The organism is Thermoplasma volcanium GSS1 (assembly GCF_000011185.1).
In the GTDB taxonomy this organism is placed as follows: domain Archaea; phylum Thermoplasmatota; class Thermoplasmata; order Thermoplasmatales; family Thermoplasmataceae; genus Thermoplasma; species Thermoplasma volcanium.
Genome location: NC_002689.2, coordinates 1,006,416 through 1,021,329, shown reverse-complemented (window position 1 = coordinate 1,021,329; position 14,914 = coordinate 1,006,416). Strand labels below are relative to the sequence as shown.

At 37.3% G+C, this 14,914-nt stretch carries 14 protein-coding genes and 1 tRNA gene; 5 read left to right on the top strand and 10 right to left on the bottom strand.

Features of this window, described 5'->3' with window-relative positions; all coding sequences use genetic code 11:
* Positions 1–12: 12 nt before the first annotated feature.
* The 3 genes from TVG_RS05215 to TVG_RS05205 all read left to right on the top strand — a co-directional run bounded on the left by TVG_RS05215 (position 13) and on the right by TVG_RS05205 (position 1,300).
* Positions 13–85 (top strand) — tRNA-Thr (locus tag TVG_RS05215).
* Positions 86–195: 110 nt separating this feature from the next.
* The gene (locus tag TVG_RS05210; RefSeq protein WP_010917227.1) at positions 196–765 is read left to right on the top strand and encodes a hypothetical protein; all 570 of its coding nucleotides are present in this window, start codon (positions 196–198) and stop codon (positions 763–765) included.
* 46 nt (positions 766–811) lie between these two features.
* Positions 812–1,300: a hypothetical protein gene (locus TVG_RS05205; RefSeq protein WP_156769106.1), complete on the top strand. Its 489-nt coding sequence runs from the start codon at positions 812–814 to the stop codon at positions 1,298–1,300.
* A 31-nt stretch (positions 1,301–1,331) separates the two neighbouring features.
* On the opposite strand, the gene TVG_RS05200 is transcribed toward TVG_RS05205, so the two are convergent.
* Together TVG_RS05200 and TVG_RS05195 are read right to left on the bottom strand one after the other, a co-directional pair.
* On the bottom strand, positions 1,332–2,081 hold the full coding sequence (locus TVG_RS05200; protein ID WP_010917225.1) for a sulfite exporter TauE/SafE family protein: 750 nt from the start codon (positions 2,079–2,081) through the stop codon (positions 1,332–1,334).
* A gap of 96 nt (positions 2,082–2,177) precedes the next feature.
* A complete protein-coding gene (locus TVG_RS05195) occupies positions 2,178–3,083 on the bottom strand; it encodes an AbrB/MazE/SpoVT family DNA-binding domain-containing protein (protein ID WP_010917224.1) in 906 nt (301 codons plus the stop codon).
* Between the two features lie 331 nt (positions 3,084–3,414).
* On the opposite strand from TVG_RS05195, the gene TVG_RS05190 reads away from it, so the two are divergent.
* Positions 3,415–4,611: a YeeE/YedE family protein gene (locus TVG_RS05190; protein WP_010917223.1), complete on the top strand. Its 1,197-nt coding sequence runs from the start codon at positions 3,415–3,417 to the stop codon at positions 4,609–4,611.
* 10 nt (positions 4,612–4,621) lie between these two features.
* Here TVG_RS05190 and TVG_RS05185 read toward each other — a convergent pair whose 3' ends face one another.
* The 8 genes from TVG_RS05185 to TVG_RS05150 form a co-directional block, all read right to left on the bottom strand.
* Complete coding sequence (locus tag TVG_RS05185; RefSeq protein ID WP_156769105.1) at positions 4,622–6,535, bottom strand: glycosyltransferase family 87 protein; 1,914 nt, start codon at positions 6,533–6,535, stop codon at positions 4,622–4,624.
* Entirely contained in the window at positions 6,519–8,588 is a 2,070-nt protein-coding gene (locus TVG_RS05180; RefSeq protein ID WP_010917221.1) for a glycosyltransferase family 87 protein, read from the bottom strand. The genes TVG_RS05185 and TVG_RS05180 overlap by 17 nt, the downstream gene beginning before the upstream one ends.
* A gap of 14 nt (positions 8,589–8,602) precedes the next feature.
* On the bottom strand, positions 8,603–9,550 hold the full coding sequence (locus tag TVG_RS05175) for a GtrA family protein (protein ID WP_010917220.1): 948 nt from the start codon (positions 9,548–9,550) through the stop codon (positions 8,603–8,605).
* A 104-nt stretch (positions 9,551–9,654) separates the two neighbouring features.
* Positions 9,655–10,653, bottom strand: coding sequence for a hypothetical protein (locus TVG_RS05170; protein WP_156769104.1), 999 nt, complete (start codon positions 10,651–10,653; stop codon positions 9,655–9,657).
* A complete protein-coding gene (locus tag TVG_RS05165; RefSeq protein WP_010917218.1) occupies positions 10,580–11,491 on the bottom strand; it encodes a 2-hydroxyacid dehydrogenase in 912 nt (303 codons plus the stop codon). Before TVG_RS05165 ends, TVG_RS05170 begins: the two co-directional genes overlap by 74 nt.
* Before the next feature lie 199 nt (positions 11,492–11,690).
* Positions 11,691–12,578: an ABC transporter ATP-binding protein gene (locus TVG_RS05160; RefSeq protein WP_010917217.1), complete on the bottom strand. Its 888-nt coding sequence runs from the start codon at positions 12,576–12,578 to the stop codon at positions 11,691–11,693.
* Complete coding sequence (locus TVG_RS05155; protein ID WP_010917216.1) at positions 12,575–13,405, bottom strand: ABC transporter permease; 831 nt, start codon at positions 13,403–13,405, stop codon at positions 12,575–12,577. Before TVG_RS05155 ends, TVG_RS05160 begins: the two co-directional genes overlap by 4 nt.
* A complete protein-coding gene (locus TVG_RS05150; RefSeq protein WP_156769103.1) occupies positions 13,395–14,159 on the bottom strand; it encodes a hypothetical protein in 765 nt (254 codons plus the stop codon). The genes TVG_RS05155 and TVG_RS05150 overlap by 11 nt, the downstream gene beginning before the upstream one ends.
* 136 nt (positions 14,160–14,295) lie before the next feature.
* On the opposite strand from TVG_RS05150, the gene TVG_RS05145 reads away from it, so the two are divergent.
* Positions 14,296–14,844 carry a D-sedoheptulose 7-phosphate isomerase gene (locus TVG_RS05145; protein WP_010917214.1) on the top strand — a complete coding sequence of 183 codons (549 nt, stop codon included), beginning with the start codon at positions 14,296–14,298 and terminating at the stop codon, positions 14,842–14,844.
* Positions 14,845–14,914 lie beyond the last annotated feature (70 nt).

Sequence of the window (14,914 nt, the reverse complement as noted above, 5' to 3'; positions counted from 1 at the left end):
CGCGCAGAAAATGCCACTGTAGCTCAGTTGGTAGAGCAGCTGATTCGTAATCAGCAGGTCGGGGGATCGATGCCCTCCAGTGGCTTATTCTCATAGAATTTATTTAGAGCTGAAAATTGTTGGATTTACGATAATTAATCCGCTTAATATAATGTACGAAGATAAATTTAAATATACTTTGATTATTTATCCTTGATGAAAATTAAGAAATTTCTTCCTTTATTGGCAATTGCAGTATTATTGCCCTCAGTAGCGACCGCTTCAGTAATAATCAGCAACACTTACACAGTAACTACGTCAGGTCATGCTCCGGGCGTGTACTTGACAGATGGCCCAAATTACGTTTCTGCAAACGCATATAAGTACATATATGCGCCAGTTTCATCTGGAAACCCCAAAAATATAACTTCAGGATCTACCATAATGGTAAACTACACCTACGGTTCAGGTACAGACTATCTGCTTAATGTCCTCGAAGTTAATGATAACGATGTTTCTGGAGTAATGTATCTCAACGGATCTCTGCCAAGTGGGATCTCCATCTACATAAGCAACAACAGCGAGGCATATCTCAAGGGTTCCGCAAATTCACCATCATTAACAGTAACAAATTCAACTGGTCCAATGACTGCATATTCATTTGGATCTCCTATTAATTTGGTCTCCGGTCATACTTACTACATATCATTTGTCATCGATGCCTCATCTTTTGCATCTGGTTCAACGGGAAGCTCTAGCATAGCAATAAACTACTATTATGAATAAAATTAATGTAATACTATCAATTATAATCATTTTTCTAGCAATGTCTATGTCCGCAGTTGTAGCTAGCCCTGTTTCATTGTATAGTCAAACAATTAATTCAATTGATTTAAAGCCAAACACTTTAATTACGAATTCTACTTATTACAATATATCTGAAGAGTTGGGAGGTCTATACGTCCCATTTAACAACGGTACCATCCAAAGCAATTCAACCATTTATGTTAACTATTCAATTATTTCTGCAATAACTATTTTTGATAGATATTATATGCCGCAGGTTCAGATAAACACAACGATCGATGGCGTCACGCTCTATATAAACGGTAGTTTCCCTAGCAATTTTATTATTGTAAACTACACGCCAGGATCTAACTATGCATACGAATACAGTCCAGGCAAGCCTATACATATTGTATCTGGGAGTTCTTTTGAGTTTGTTGTGACGAACATGAAATATTCCAAAACAACTCTCTCCTTCAATTATATATTTGATGGCATAGACATATCCTATTATTATACGGTAGTTATAAATTGATTTTATAAAAGTTAAGAAGTGCAATGTTTTATTAGTACGCTATTTGTATAATTCCTATTGTAAAGAACATAACTATTAGCACCTTATTTACAGTTTCCCTTTTGATCTTGTTACCTAGCTTCGCAAAGAAATAGCCTGATATGAGGGATGTTACTCCTATTACTATGCCTGCGATAAGATCAATTCTGCCGTAGAAAAAATAACCTGTTGCACCGCTACTAGCGGATATTATCATAAGGGCCGTTGCGGTGCCGACTGCTACCCTAACATCTTCCTTAAAAATGAACAGCATGGCGATAAGATACATTATGCCTCCACTTGCACCCATTAAGCCCGTTGCGAGCGAAATTATTATGCTTATAGAAAAAGCAAGCAGGAACTTACACTTTCCGCCCAGAATACTATTCTTGGATGTCACATTCTTTTTCCTTCTTAATACGGAATAGACTCCCATTAAGAGAAGAAAGGAACCAAATACATCTTTGAGGATAAAGGAAGGGATACTAACAGCTATCCTAACGCCGGCCTGTGAGCCAATTATGGATCCAATGGCGAATGGGAGCATTATGGATGTATTCACATTTTTATTTTTGAGGTATACAATAAAAACTATTGACGATGTTACTATATCAATAAATAAGCTAGTTCCAATGGCTGTTGCCACATCGTAACGGTTTATGATGGAGAGTGCAGGTACAACAGCTACCACGCCGCTGGAACCTGTTATTCCTGTTAGGGCACCAACTAGTATCCCAAGGAGAATAAATTCTAAAATATCCATTGGGGTTGGTATTCACTACTACTACTTTATGCTTAAATATTATTTATTGAACAGAGTAATGGAAAAAAAGTAAATAAATTAATAAATGAAGACGCTCTACAGGTGAACTGCCTTGTGCACAGCATCATCCATTAAGGCTAGGGCATACCCAGTCATTCTCTCTAATTCCTTGTTGGCTTCTGACGTTGATTTTACGCTCTCTAGTATTTCATGGGCGTTCTTCCTGATCCTGGAGGCCATGTTTATATCTTCTGTCTTGAACATTGTTATTATGTTCTCCATGGTATTTATTAAAAGAAGAACCTGATCTCTCATTTTCATGTCTTCCTGCTTTATGTTGCCTATAAGGAGTCTAGTATGGGTAATGAAACGCCCTAGATCCCTTGAAGCTACAGCATACAGTATTATATCCTTGACTGGTACATCCAGCTTATATTTGTCATCTCTCTGTACTGTCAATGCTATGCTTCTTATCAGCTTGAAATAATCAGAATTTAGCGCAAGGCACCTCGAGGTAAGATCCTGCTTCATGTCTTCCCTCGGCGTCTCTATGATTTTGGTCACGTCTTTGAGAATCGAGAGGGCTTTGTTTGAAAAGTCAAAGAATGAATCCTGCACCTTTAGTATCTCCTCGTCTACCTCAAAGGTTATTGAATTGAAGCTCTCTTCTTTCAGGTTAAGGCCTGGTAGCTCAAGTTGCAGCATTTTAATCTTGTCTTTGACATCTCTCGATATAACATCCTTTGACTGTATAGTTATTTTAGTCATTCCCTGCATGTAGTATACTGAAGTGAGATATTCTGCAGTTTCCTCATCTGTAAAATCTATAATCCTTTCGAAGTTGAAGTCTTTCTTTGGCCTTATTTTTATAATTCCAGAAGACTCGAAAACTTCAACTTCCCTTGAGACATCTAGCCCGTTTTCTCTGACCCAGTCAGACGGGAGTGAAACTATATAGCTTCCTCCTTTTATCTTTTGTATTCTTCTTAAATTGGTTGACATTTCAAGTACGAGATTTATAATTTATATAAACATTTTACTAACATTGATCGAAACTCGCAATGCCATATTAGTTTCACAAGATAAATAAATCGATAGTTTTAATATAACTATATATGTTTAATAAAGGCGTTATTAGAGGACGGTTTAGATTCATATAGTTGTAAATATTAAATTTCAACATAGATATTGCTTGTCAATTCATGTTCATGGATTTATTTCTTACATTTAGAATCTCGACATCAAATTTAACTAACTCGTATTTAAATTTTAATATTGATGCATATTTTGCACCTATGGACATGTCGATATACGGAATTAAAATCAGACCTTTATGAAGCGAATCTATATTTCTGGATATATTTATGGAATCCTTCTCGCAGTAGCTAGCTTTGGGCTAGCTTTACTTTCTTATAGTATCACAGGTGTAGGTTTGTGGTGGGGTGTAACAGGTGCAGAGAGTCAGATGGGCGGTGTCTTTTGGAGTCTTTTTGGCTTGAAAATACATAATTTAGCGTATTATCGAGTATACCCAATACCACCGTTTTCAGAGGCGTTTACATGGTTTTTAGTCTTTGGAATAATATTAGGTCCCCTTATAGTTTCCTCGTCTAAGAAGGAATTTTCGGTAAGGCAGGTACCGAACAGGTATCTTGCCCTAGAAGCTGTGGCTGGAGGAATACTAATAGGCTATGGAACGAGAATGGCTGGAGGATGCAACATCGGGGATTTTTATTCCGGCTTCGCGACAGGAAGCGCATGGGCAATATTTTTCTTCCTAGCCATGGTTTCAGGTATCGGGACGATAATTGCACTATCTAGGGTTTTACCACATCGTATTAGAAAACTTGCGAAAGTCAAAAGCATCTTTATATTACCTTCAGAGCGGATACAGTATTCGATATTAGGTTTAACAGTTGGAGCATCGATACTCATAATTGTGTTCTTTTCATATACGATGGTACGACTCTGGTACGTATTTGGCCTTATTCTTGGTGCAATTGGATATAGCGGAGCTATGTGTTTTCAAACATCGTTTAGGGAAACAATTAGCAAGAACACTGGCAAAACGATGGCGCGAATACTAGCTATTTCGCTACTTGTTTACAGTATTCTTTCTCAGATGGCTATTATTGATTTTCATGTTAAGGTCAATTTCTTCTTTGACCAGAGCGAAAGCATACTATACCAGATCATAGGCGGTTACATATTTGGTCTCGGAATGGGCCTAGCTTACAATTGCACTTACAGTATGGAATGGAGGATGGGATCAGGCAATGTACAGGCTATTCTCACTTTTATTGGCTTAACTTTCATTGGTGCACCGCTATATGCATTAACCTATTCTTGGTGGCATTCATTTGTTCCAGTTGTTTTTGAACCGACAAGATACTGGGAATTTTCACTTTATAAATACGGAGTTACAGGTGCATTTATAATTGATTTATTTCCAGTCGCGTGGCTTATTTACTCCTATTTCAGCGATAAGACTTTAACAACGCTATCTAAGAACAATCCAATGGATAATTAAAAGTATATTATCATAGATTATTTTCAAAATTTATTGAAAAGAAAGCGTTTGCGTTGCCGTAATAGGCATCGAGGCGATAGGAATAACTGTTAGAAAGCACCGAATTGCTGTATAGTGGCATAATCGTAAAGTTTATCCAGGTATTCCCTTCAATCGTTTGAACCGATTTCCAAAGGTATCCGTTAAGGTTTCCTAGATCACCATAGGGAAAGAATCTGAAACGCATTCCTGGTATTTCTCCACCAGAAAATGTTATATTAACGTTCATTTCTGTTACGTTTTCCCCGTTAAATATAAAATTTGAAACTGATGTTATCTTGAACTGTTCTGACTGGTGCATTGGTAATGCCGATACAGCAGGAACCAAAAAAAATATTAAGGTTAGAGCGGCGGCTTTCCTTCGGTCAACTCTTATTGTCTTTACTTTTCTCTTTGCCAGTACAAGCGGTATTACTATCATTGACAGTATCGGCCAAAAGATTATATAGTTAAAGAGAAACCTATAATTGAAAAACAGAACTATAACAGGGAATATTAGATAAGCAAATTTGATGTTCTCGTAATAGCGGATATAAATAACGAAAAGGAATACGAAGGAATATATCTCCATTAAGGCAAAGTATAGTGGTTTCAAAGCATAAAAACCGGCAAAACTTATCATGCTTATACCCTGCCCTACACCTATTAAATTACCTGAAATAGGTGAAAGGATCGATGATACATAGGCAGTAGGTGATAAAATTATAAAGTAACCATTGATTATGGTGAACACGCCAATAAATATTCCAGTAAACAGAAGCATCTTCTTGAATCCATATTCTTTATAGATATAGAACAGCAAAAATGGGAGTATTATTAAGGGGATCTGCTTTGTGGAAATGGAGAGGCCGTAAAATAGGGATGAAATCTTCGTTCGTGGCATCGATATCAGGGAGAGAGCGAGGAAGAAGGCCCATATCGCATCCGGAACGGAACCATCGGCAAAATTAATTACATTTATGTCTACAATCGTTAGTACTGCTGATATAAGTGCAGAGTAATACATGCCTTTTTTGATAAAGTAGGCAACGATAACAGATATTAACCCGATAGTGAAAGCGAGGATTTCAAGATTCGGGTTAAATTTAAATATTTCAGCTGGCACCAATAAAATGGCTATTAGAACAGGATATGAAAAGTTCTCAACGTATCCTCCTGTTGTGTATGGAGTTGTATAATAGAGAGGAAAATGAAAATAGGAAAATGCATTAGACATGAACACTTCTTTGTATGGATCAAATCCTAGGATCAAAAGGTGAGATGCATAGAGATCTAAAGTAAGTTCATCAGTACCAAGAAACGGATAATATGGGAGAATAGCTAACGCAAATAGTATTATCGTGCCAATAAAAGAAAAATATATAAGATACTTAAAACGGAAGTACGAAATCATAGAAAGGAACAACAAGATGATCGCAAGGGCGATCTCAATCAAAGTACCCTGCATAAATATTGCTACAAATATAAGCAACACCTGTACGGATATCGCAAATATATAAGAAAAGCGCTTCATGTTTACTTTTTTAATGTCGAAGGCTTTCTTAACTACAAAGATAGCAAGAAACGTAAAAAATATGTATACTGGAACAAGAATACCATTTAATATACCGAATCTTAATGCAAGTACTATGATAAAAGATATATCAAGCGCAGCAAGAAGTGTCGCTTTCACTTTTCCTAAGGTCGGATCAATAGGTAGCAGTGAAAATATTATCACGGCAGAAGATCCGAAAATCATGAACCACTCTGCAAGGTCAAAAAACATCGATAAATAGCCCTCTGATGTCCAGATGTAGTATGAGATCATAAACAAAACTATGGAGAAGCCTATGTATTCAAATCTAGTAAGTACCTCCCATTCATCGTTTTTATCTATACGTTGCATTTCCATCACCAACTGAAATGTAGGAATTGGGACCACAGAAGAACACAAAGGTAGTACTATACATCGGCCATTTGTACTCATATGCAACGTCACGGGCTTCAGTAAAATTAACCAGTGAAATATTGTTGCTTATGGTGAAGAATGTTGTATTGCTATTATATTCAAATTTGGTTGAGCTGACTGTGTAATTAAAGCCACTAAAATCTATGGAATAACCATATACGCCGTAACCACTGATCCGATAACTAAGAGTAAAGTTCGATATATTTGGGTTTAAAATATCAACAGGTGATTCGATATAGACCCATCCTTCGGACCTAATTAAAAATCCGCTACTGGTATAATTGAAACTGTAATTTTTCCCGTAAAGCGTCCATCCGGGAAAAGGACTTGCTTTATCGTAAGAAGGATAAAGCAGCATTGGATTATCTATTGGATATTTTGGGCTTGCATATATCCCACTTGAGTGGAAAAATGTGCTAACTTTTCCATAGTATGCTTCTATATTAAAGGAAACGTTTGAGGGCAGTAAATCGTAGTAATTGTCTGGGTATATAGGTACAATGTTATGGCCAGGCCTTAGCTTTACAGGGGTATGCCAGAGGAGCCCGTTGATATTGTAATTCTGCATTCCGACATCAGGGAATATTCTAAAGTACACAGGCGTGGTGCTATTATCGCCGTTTCCTGGTTCGTAGTTGATTGAAACAAGCATATAGTCTAAATAACCAGGAACAGATAGGTTGTCGCCATATTCGGGTATACCGTTGATCTTCATTGTGCTATGGTTCGCTTGTACGGGAACCATAAACCCTGCTGTTATCAGCACAATTATAATAGATATGGCTATGAAGACCTTTCTTTTTATCCTTAGCGGCTTAATCGTGTTCTCCAGTATGTTTACATCAGGCAACACCAGCATTATGAGAAATGGCCAATATATTAAATAGCTGATAAGGACTCTGTAGTTGAGAAGCATTACGAGAGCTGGAAAGGCAAAGAATGACCATTTGAGTGCGTTATAGTATTTTGCGTAGAAATAGAATAGTACAAGTTCGGCTGCTATTAAGAGGGCGATAAAATATAGCGGCGATATGTTGATGTAGCCTGCAAAGGACAGAATAGACGGCCCAAAACCAACGCCTATTACTTTCTGCGTGGCTACACCTAATACAGAGGTAAACCAGGCATACGGGCCCATAATAATAAAGGGAAGGTTAACCAGCAAAAAGGAGGCAGACGCTAACCCTACAAATTTTCCTGCGTGCAAAGTTCCATATTCTTTATAGAGGAAATAGATGAAGAAGGGTAGAACAATAATGGGATCCTGCTTATAAGCTGCAGAAAGTCCAAATAGTGCGCCGGATATATAAGGATTCTTTCTTGAAACGTATGCAGCGGCTAGGAAGAAGACCCATATAATGGATGATACCCCTGCAACTGTGAAGCCTAGGTAAAATGCAGACACCATTACGATTGTTATTATCAATGGAACCTGCAATTGCATTTTTTGTCTTCTATAATACTCTATTAGCAGTATAATTGAAAGAAAATTAAACGTTATTATTACGTATGCGGGATAAAAATGAAAATAAACAGAAGGCAAGAAAAGAAGAACAGAGAGGCCAGGATAGATCAGATAATAAACATACCCTCCAGTGAGGGCAGGTGTGTTGAAAATTGGAACAGTGGATACGCTGAAAAGTTTGAGCATATTCGCCTTTACATAAGGATCTTGGCCGTGCAAGAACAGGTATGCGGCGTTCGTCTGTATCAGTATTTCATCCTCCAACTGAGATGAAGATACGTATTTAACTGAAATGGTAACCAGGAGAAGAAGCGAAGTTAAGATCGAGAAGTATATGAGCGCGCCCCTAGTTCTGACAGATATAGAAGTTACGGACTGTATAAGCAGGAACGCCGCAGTAAAGAGCTCAATCCAAACTAGTATCAGGGCTGCCAAGTCGTCGTAGCCTACCGATAGCCATGCTACCGAGGCATAAATTATAAGGGTGATTGAGAGTGCAACGTCCCATGACCGAAACCGATTCATTCCAATCAAGATAATCAAGGCGATATTATATCTTTTTCATTTTTATTTTTCCATATTATTCTAGATGACATAAGATACCGAGATAAAAATGCTGCAGTTATGCCGATCATGTTGGCAATAAGTATCTCTGTTCCTCCATAAACGAGCAAAGTGAATATCCCAAGGTTAATTCCAAGCCCTAGAAGGGAAGTAAAGTTATGCAGGCCCATTCTCTTAAATATATTTTTTACAGATTTCGAGACCTTCCTACCTCTGAAAGTCCAGTATTCGTTCAGTAAAAAGTTTGTGGATATGCTAGTCTCTATAGCCAACGCATCTGCAAATGTAAGTGGGATATGGTATGAAAGCAATTTAAGTAGCATCTCATTTACCACTATGCCAGAAGTCCCAACTGCAAGGTATCTCAACAGTGAACTATGGGATATCTCGAATAGTGTCACATAAAAAAAACTTGATACATTTTGCAAGATGTTCGTATCTACGTACTTAACGTTGAACCTATTACTGGAAATAACTTTCAGGATCGTTTCCCTCGATATCTTATAACCTCTGTTTATTATGTATTCCATTACTTTCGAATTTGTTAGTATTACGTCGAGTGAGGTTTCAGCTAATCTCTCATCTTCATCCAAAACTTTCTTGAATATTTTTAAAAGCCAACGTAATTTTCTTCTTTCCACTATTATGTCATACCTATCAAGCAACGATACATCATTCTCTATAGCATTTGAACCGTAACCGCCATCAACAATCATATAATATGTGCTTTCGCTAAGTGTCGATTTAAACTTCTGCTTATCTTTTTCTATGGCCGATCTATTAAAAACCTTAATTTCACCAAATGGAGGAACGTTCTTAGGTATGTCTTCATCGTTAGTAATCACGATCAGAGTTTTGTCTGACAAAATTGATAATGGATCATAATAATACTCGGATATTGCCTTTTGAGTGTTATTGAGCATGACGAAGAAGGCTATCGTAATCTGATCTCATAAATCTTTCTTCATAGTAATTGTCTTTCACTCAATATAGGTCGGACAATAACTACGGCATTTAACGAATATGTCTATATTTTCTCTCTTACGAAATTTCCATTTTCTTCCGTTATACGCCAGAGTGGGCTCTCTCCTGCTAAGTATTCTGCCGTTTTGGTGGAGATAGCCAGGCTTGGTTTAAAATCAACAGTTGTAATTTTTAAAAATTCTTTGGCCAGAATAGACTCCATAATGCGTTCCATGATCGTTAGATAATTATTCTTTGGTCTTTCATAGGGCCTTATTCTCGCAAAATTTGAGAGTATCTTTGATAAATAGAGAAGCCTCGAGATTCTAGAAGATTTGTCGAGAATTTTAGCAATTGTCTTTATGTCTTGGTATTTAAAATTGCATGAAATAATCAGATCGCGCAGCTTTTTTATTTTCCCCGATCTTATTGAATCGGTGCTCTTTATCAATTCGGTTAGGTCTATTTGTTTGAGGCCATAAAATGGATAGGTAATTACTCCATAATTATCTATTACTCTAACAAGAAGATCTATATCTTCCCCATAGGATAGGTCTCTCCAGCCACCTACTGACCTCAATACATCCGTCTGAAAACCCAAAATTTCACTAACAAGAACCTCGCTAGAGCCTGTTTCTGCATATCCGTATAAAAGATCCGCATAGGACAAACTATACCTTATATTTGGATCGAATATTACGAAGTAGTTACCAGTGCTGCTTTTAAGGGATCTCTGTATGCCATCCGATCTTCTATTAAGGCCAGTGCCAACAACTTTTATTTCGTCTGAATAATAATCATCCGTTACCTGATCTTTGGCAGACACTATTACTTCATAAGGATACCCTATTTCATCCCCTATGTCCATAATATTATCTATTATCTGATGCGAGGACTGTATATCCTCTACAAATACTACGAAGGAAAACTTCCTGTCGTATCTTATCGTATCTATCCTGACAGGATAAACCATTCTTTTCATCATGTCCCTATATTCCCACAAACCTCTCGTTCCTCTTTTTGTATTCCTCCTTGCGAACGATATTATTTGGCTTCCCCTCAAAGAACGCCTTGATATTTCGAAATGCCTGCTCGTAGGCTAGTTCCATTATTTCGCCTGACATGCCTCCTGCTATATGCGGTGATAGGATCGTATTTTTGATGTTTGTTTCGGTTATGTTTGGTTCATTCCACCAAACATCAGAAATATAGGTAAAGTCAGGGTTCGAAATTAGATGTTTAAGAATATCTTCTTTGACAACTATGTCTGCCCTAGCCACGTTAATGAGCATTGCGTCTTTCTTCATCATTTCTAGTTTTGAGGAATTTATCATTCCCCTTGTATTATCGGTAAGTGGTAGAGATATGACAACTACATCAGAATTTTCAAGTACTGGTCCAGGTTCTTTGTAAAATCTAACGCCACCCTCCTTAACCAGAGTTCTTGTGAATACTGCAATGTCCATACCGAACGCCTTTCCAAGCTCGGCTACTCTTCTTCCTATGCCTCCATAGCCCAGGATCCCTAAGGTTTTAGAATAAAGAAGCTTTGTCGGTGATTGTATAAACTTCCCATTCTTCATGTTCATGTCGTTCTCTATCACATTCTTGGCTCTGGCCAAGAGAAGTGCGAAGGCATGCTCCGCAACGGAAATTGAGTAAGCACCAGCATTCGAGCATAAAACAACATTTTCAGGAATGCCTTGAACATCTATATGGTCGACGCCAGCACTCAACGTCTGTATCATCTTTGTGTTTTTGCCTATAACGTAAGTGTTTTTTATGAGTATCGCATCTGCATCATAATAATCAGGATACCAATGAACGTCATAGTTGTCAAGAATACTTTCACCTATCTTCTTGAATTTATCTTCTACTGGAAAATTAACATAAACATGCATATGTCACAATAACAATATTTGACTGATAAGTTTTGTGTAATCGATGTTGTCAATTTTTTGTTGATTTTTTAATGTATCAGTACTTCAGGTGAAATCTTGAAATAGTGTGTGATCTGATCCATTTAATATTGGACAGTTAGCATGATTATGCATGTTCACGATTCAACATAAAATTATCTTGGATTTAAATATGTTACCGTCAGTCTGAGGTCATTCCAACCTGGTTAACATATAAATCTTCCAGAATGCTGTAGTAGTTGAAAGTATCGACCGTATTCCCTAATTCTATGAGATTCTCTATTATTTCTGAGTTTCTGGCCCCGGTTTTTTTCTTGACTATTATGCGATTTTGCCCAGCATATATAACGGAATCTATACTATTTGGTAGTTTCTTTACATCTACATTACCAGTTATCTCTATATAGTTCTCTTTTTCCTGCTCTCCGTAGTATTGCAGTTTACCAGAATTGATGATAGCTACCCAGTCTGCAAGCTGCTGGGCCTCGTAAAGAAGATGAGTACTAAGTATTATCAACTTCTCCTTTTTCAGCTTAATTATGAGATCCCTAACCTCTTTCATTCCTGAAGGATCGAGTCCGAACGTCGGTTCGTCTAATATTATTATGTTCGGGTCGCCTATCATTGCCGATGCCAAGCCTACTCTTTGCTTCATACCTCTTGAATATTCTCTAGTCTTCCTAGTCAGATACCCCTTTGAGTTTGTTAAACGTGCAAGGTTTTCAACTTCCGATTCGCAGGTCTTCCTATCAAGGCCTCTCATCATGCAAGTAAACATTAATGCCTCGTAACCAGTTATGTATGAGTAAAACTCGGGCTGTTCGATCAGCGATCCGACATTCATGAGTGCTTTTTTAGGATTCTCTCTTACATTTATATCGTTTATCTTCACATTTCCTGATGTAGGCCTAATAATGTTCGTCATGGTCTTCATCAACGTAGTTTTCCCGGCGCCATTGGGTCCAAGCAAAACAAGGCACCCGTTTCCTTCAACTTCAAAGCTAACGTTATCAAGAGCTCTAAACTTCCCGTATGATTTCGAAATTTTTTCAACAGATACCTTGTTCATTTTGCCTCTTTCCTCTCAAATATAATTGAAGCAGCTGAAATTGAACCAACTAAATATATTATCATCACGATAACTGCAAGAAGTACGGTTGTGGTTGGTGCCGGCGAAAGGGATATTGTTGGGGAAAATGAGAATAGGTTCACGTTTATAAATACCCTCATAAGCACTGTGGCTGCGTTGTTGAGTAGATACGGCGAAGTTACGTTGTAGAGTAAGCTCGTAATAACATCTACAGCATTAAATACTAAGAAATATATTATTAACACTGTTATGTAGGCGTATATGTTCCTATTGTATACGCTGCTTATGAAAAATGTAAACGCTAATATGGATGCTATAAATATTAGCAATATGCCGTAAGATTCCAAGAAGAGAGAAGTTTCTAACTTTCCATAGACGATGCTTGTAACTGCAGCTTCAAATATTACGTATATAGTAGAAATGATAAGAGTAACAGTGTAAGCAGCTGCGTATTTCGAGATGAGTAACGTATATCTGTCTATAGGCAATGCGAATATATGAAACGACGTCCGATCTTCAATTTCGCTGGATATGGAAGGAGATCCAAAAAATACAGCGGCGTACACCGGAACGTCAGCCAGTACAAATGACCATATATAATCCAGAGCTCTGGACTTTAGAGATACGGAGGGTACGCCTGTTCCAAACTTGGATAGAAACGTATTTATTTTTTGCTGATAGCGAAATGAAAAATACGTCATTATGCTAGTTATTATAATAATTAGAACTAGCATTAAATAAAAGCTTCTCGATCTGTAGTAATTTTTTAAATAGTAAGAGTATGCGACTCTGAACCTACTCGGCATGAAGGGTCCCCAAGATATTACCTATTTCTCCTTTGCTTGGTAGAGTGCCACTAATTTTCACAGTTAAATTGTTTATTTCCCTTACCTTTATGGATTTGAAACTTAATATAATAGACAGGAAATATGATTCTTCGGTGTAATTGGTGAACGATATAGTAGCGGTTAAGTTTTGGCCGCTAACGTTGGCATACGCGTATTTTAGTACAGTAGAATTGAGAGGATGGATATATAATGATATGTTTGCTGACGTATTTAAGGAAGAATGCATAGAAATTGCATTGTTTCCCTTAATTGAAGCTTCGATAGAGTACTTTACAGCACTTAGGTTTCCTATAACTATAAAGCCGTTGCTTTCATAAGCGTAAAAAGTCACGTTCCTTATTGTAAATGAATACATCGAAAATGAAAGATTGCTAATCATGTATATATTGTTGCCCATGAAACTTTCATACAATTTTAAATTCGAAGTTTTATTACTGGAGCTTTTATCGCTTAAATGGCCTGTGAAATTCAAAGTACCACCCATGCTTCCAGTGTTAATTACAAGTGCCAACGAATTGTTGGAATAGAAGAAATATGCCCGAGTATTGTTAACATTAATATATCCAATAGCCTCCGATGAGGAAGGAACATAGTAAAGGGGATCCGAACTTTCCGAAGATTTATTGTTAAGCTGTATAGCAAAGTAAGCTGCAGGAACTATTACCGCTACAGCTACTATTATTATGGTGGCTTTTTTCAGTAACGAATTCACAATCATATATTAGGCATCGATATATAAGTTTTTTACCTATCAGCCTATGTATGGAATTTGTTTGAGATATCAGAAAAAATAATGATGATAGAATTTGGGACGAAAGGATAAATATGCCCTTATACACTATAAGCTCATGGATCTTTCTGATTACATTGAAGCGGGGAACAAGGCAAGGAGGAGCATAGACTTAAACCATATTGAAAAGATAGGGAGGGATATAGTTAATGTATTTAATTCTGGGGGCAAGCTGATCGTGTTCGGAAATGGAGGTTCCGCAGCAGATTCACAGCATTTCGTTGCTGAATTAAGTGGCCATTTTAGTAAAGAAAGGAAGGCGCTGCCGGCTATGGCTCTTACGGTGAATACTTCAGCTTTAACGGCTATATCCAATGATTACTCTTACGACGTTGTTTTCTCAAGGCAATTGGAAGCTTTTGCTAAGCCAGGTGATTATGTTGTTGGGATAAGCACTTCTGGTAATTCGGTGAACGTAGTAAAAGGACTAGAGCGGGCAAAAGAGCTAGGATGCAAAACATTAGCAATGACGGGAAGATCTGGAGGCAAAATTGCTAAGGTTGCCGAAGAAGCGATAATGATAGATTCCGAAGTAACTTCGATAATACAGGAGGCTCACATAGCTGCCATACACATGATATGCTCAGTAATAGATAGTTATTACTGAACCCATATTTCGTTAATTATCAAGAGATTATATTCACCGGATAAATAAGAAAACATTTGTATATTTTTAT